The organism is Candidatus Binatia bacterium, from assembly GCA_036382395.1.
Classification (GTDB): Bacteria; Desulfobacterota; Binatia; order HRBIN30; family HRBIN30; genus JAGDMS01.
In genome coordinates, this window is the sequence record DASVHW010000062.1 from 1 (window position 1) to 3,880 (window position 3,880).

The following is a 3,880-nucleotide window of genomic DNA, read 5'->3' on the forward strand; positions in this document are numbered from 1 at the left end:
TGCATGGCGCTGCGACAGAGCGATTACATGGCGGGCACGCACCGGTCGCACGGCCATCCCATCGCCAAGGGCGCGGCAATCGATCCGCTGGTCGCGGAGTTGATGGGGAAGAAGACCGGCGTCTGTAAGGGCAGGGGAGGCTCGATGCACCTTGCCGACTTCAAAATCGGCAGCCTCGGTGAGTCGGGCATCGTCGGCGCCGGGATCGCCCTGGCCACCGGCGCCGCGCTCAGCGCCAAGGTGCGCGGCTCAGACCAGGTGGCCGTCTGTTTCTTTGGAGATGGCGCCAGCAACGAGGGCGTGTTCCATGAGTCCCTCAATATGGCGGCCATCTGGAAGCTGCCGGTGATCTTCTTCTGCGAGAACAACCTGTACGCCGCAACCACGCCGAAGCTCGATTCCACAGTGCTCGAGAACATCGCCGATCGCGCCCCCGCGTACGGCATCCCCGGTATGATCGTGGACGGACAGGACGCGGTCGCCGTCTATGAGATGATGCGGACGGCCGTCCAACGCGCCCGCGACGGCCTCGGTCCTTCGTTAGTCGAGGCCAAAACCTATCGCTATCGGGAGCACGCCGAGGGCTTCCCCATTCCCGGCAACTACCGCACGGAGGAGGAGATCGAGCGCTGGAAGCAGCGTGATCCCGTCCAGATCCATCGGCGCCGGCTGCTCAGCACGGGTGTGCTGACGGAAGCACAGGCCAACGAAATCGAAGCGCAGGTGCGGGCGGAACTGAAGCGCGCCGTCGAGTTCGGTCTGCACAGCGACTTCCCCGATCCGGCCGAGGCCTTCGAAGATTTGTACGCCACCCCCATCCCCGAAACCGCCGCGTGCCAAGTGGTCGCCGACGAACGCGACCGCGCTCCGGGTGGCGGAGGCGCGGACGCGCCGTCGACGGAACGGGAGATCAGCGGCCTTGCTGCCACTCTGGAGGCGTTGCGCGAGGAAATGACGCGCGATCAACGGGTCATCTATATCGGCGAAGATATCGGGCTCTACAAGACCACGCTGCTCGCCGGCCTCGGAGAGCGCATCTGGAGCACGCCGATTTCAGAGAACGGGTTCGTCGGCATGGCGGTGGGCGCGGCGATGACGGGCCTGCGCCCGTTCGTCGACCTCACGGTCGCCAACTTCATTTACCTGGCCATGGATCAGATCGTGAACCAGGCGGCCAAGATCCGCTACATGACCGGCGGGCAGACCCGCGTCCCCGCCGTTTTCCGCGCCGCCATGTGGCACAACAATACCATTGCCGCACAGCACTCGGACCGCCCGTACCCGATGTTCATGAACGTGCCCGGCCTGAAGGTCGTCGTTCCCGCCACGGCGTACGACATGAAAGGGCTAGTCAAGTCGGCCATCCGCGATGATGATCCGGTCCTGATCTTCGATGAGCTGAGCATGTGGTTCGAATCAAGCCCGGTGCCCGAGGCGGACTATCTCGTCCCCCTCGGCGTGGCGAGCGTCAAACGAACCGGTTCTGATGTCACGATTGTAGCCATCGGTTCCACCGTGAAGCATGCCCTCGCTGCGGCGGACGAACTCTCTGCCGCCGGCATCTCGGCGGAGGTGATCGATCCCCGCACGCTCGTGCCGTTGGATAAGCGGGCCATCCTTGCGTCCGTTGCCAAGACCGGGCGACTGGTGCTGGTCGAGGTGGCGAACAAGACCAATGGCGCCGCGGCGGAGATCGCTGCGATCGTCGCCGAAGAAGCGTTCGGTAGTCTGAAAGCTCCCATCCTCCGCGTCGCGACGCCAGACGTGCATATCCCCTTCAGCCCGGTCATGGAGAAGCCGCTCTATCCGAATAAGGACAAGATCGTGGCGGCGGTACGACGCCAACTCGGGGAGTCACGATGATGAGGAAAGAAGTTCCCCGCCGCCAGCTTGGAATCTATGGCCCGTTGGTCTCTGCCATCGGCTTTGGCTGTGCCGTACTCTCTCCCGGCTACTATGAGCCCGTCGAAGACGACGCTTCCATCGACACGGTCCGCTACGCCCTCGACTCGGGCATCAACCTGATCGACACCTCGGACGTCTACGGGGTTGGGCACAACGAGGAATTGATCGGGCGGGCAATCGCCGGCCGGCGCGAGCAGGTCGTGCTCGCCTCCAAGTTCGGATGGGTGATCGACGGATCGTCCGGCACCGAAGTGCAGGTCAACTACGACATGCCGGGAATCCGCGCCAACGGGCGGCCGGAATACGTGCGCCAGCGGATCGAAGGGAGTCTCAAACGCCTCGGCGTCGACTACCTCGACATTTACTACCACCACTTCCCCGATCCGAGCACGCCGGTGGAGGAGACCGTTGGCGCCATGGCCGCGCTCGTCAAGCAAGGCAAGGTGCGCTACCTGGGCTTGTGCAACGTCGACGCCGAGCGCGTGCGCCGGGCCCACGCCGTGCACCCGATCACGGCGGTGGAGAACGAGTACTCCTTGTGGGCGCGCACGCCGGAGAAGGACGTGTTGCCGACGACGCAAGCGCTCGGCATCGGCTTCGTGCCGTGGGCGCCGTTGGGCTCCGGCTTCTTGGGCAACGATATCGCGTCCGTCGATGACTTCCGCAGCTGGCAGCCCCGCTTCAAGGGCGACAATCTGCAGGCGAACCGCACGCGATTCGCGCCGCTCCGGGATTTCGCCAAGCAACTCGGAATCACCCCGGCGCAGCTGGCGCTCGCCTGGTTGCTGCACCGAGGTGAGCAGGTGGTGCCTATCCCGGGCATGACCCGCCGGTGGCAGGTGGACGAGAATTTGGCTGCCGCCGACGTGCGGCTCGATGCCGAGGTGCTCGCCCGCATCGACGCCCTGGCGCCGCCAGGCCTGGCTGCCGGCGGCGAACTCGTCTGAGTTGTCGCTGCGTCTAACATTGTAGATCGCACGCTGCGCCGACCTGGGGTACCGCCTCAGTCTTGGTGGCGCTGGAGCTGAGAGGCTGCAATCGTCCCTCGCCCGCGCGTCTTCTCAGCGTGGGAGAGGGTTGGGGTGAGGGTGCCAGTTTTGCTGCGTTACTTCGCGGGCAATCGCATCGAGCACGCCCTCGGCTCCGGTGGCTACGCACGGGCGCCGGCGCGACGCGCCAAAGTGGCGGTGCGGTTGATCCTCCGGGAGAGCGATGATTCTCGTCGACACCACCGAGGAATTACCGCACCTCTCCGCTGAGAGCCCGAAGCGCATCTACGTAAGTTTACGGAGATATACTCCTGTAATCCTCTCCAGTACTCATTTTCATCCACGCAGATGGGGACGTACCTAAATTGTTAAGATGTTGATGACGTGATACCGGACCGTGCTGCGCGTGTGGTGACGCCTGTCGTCCGAGTGATGTCGGCAGCTCCCAGCTTGGGAATCCCGGCCATTCGACGACCAGTCCATCCCGCGAGTCCGTCTGGAGGCTGAGGCAGTTCTCTCATTGGTCTCGGCGATGGAATCCCACAACGCGGAACTGCTCAGCTCTGAATACCTTGATTTCGAGGTGCACCAGATTCCCGATCCGGACCGAAGACAGCGCGTGCAGACGATTATCCGCCTTGCCCGAGCCGTAACGGAAACGTCTTCGGCCATAATTCTTCGGGCGCATACGATCGAGCACTGGGGCTTTCGAGGACTGGACGCGCTACATATTGCTTCGGCCGAAACTGCGCAGGCCGATTTGCTGGTCACGACGGACGACCGCATGCTTCGCCGGGCCCGGCGTGCCGGCGGTGAAATACGGGTGAGGGTAGTGACGCCGATGGAGGCTTTGGGTAAAGTGTCCTCGGGCAGTGAGCCATGAAGAGCGCAAAGCTGACAGACGCTGAGATCCGCCGGCTCGGATGGGAAGCCTTGGTCGAGCGTCTTGGAATCGCGGGAGCTCTGCGGTTTTCGCTACAAACGGA

3 protein-coding genes are annotated in these 3,880 nt (G+C 63.9%); all 3 read left to right on the forward strand.

The window, feature by feature from the left end; translation table 11 throughout:
- Positions 1 to 1,863, forward strand: a 1,863-nt coding sequence (locus VF515_03615; GenBank protein HEX7406721.1) for a thiamine pyrophosphate-dependent enzyme, incomplete at its 5' end; no start/stop codon positions are given.
- Complete coding sequence (locus tag VF515_03620; GenBank protein HEX7406722.1) at positions 1,860 to 2,852, forward strand: aldo/keto reductase; 993 nt, start codon at positions 1,860 to 1,862, stop codon at positions 2,850 to 2,852. The genes VF515_03615 and VF515_03620, both read left to right, overlap by 4 nt.
- Before the next feature lie 574 nt (positions 2,853 to 3,426).
- Positions 3,427 to 3,777 carry a hypothetical protein gene (locus VF515_03625; GenBank protein ID HEX7406723.1) on the forward strand — a complete coding sequence of 117 codons (351 nt, stop codon included), beginning with the start codon at positions 3,427 to 3,429 and terminating at the stop codon, positions 3,775 to 3,777.
- Positions 3,778 to 3,880: the final 103 nt, after the last annotated feature.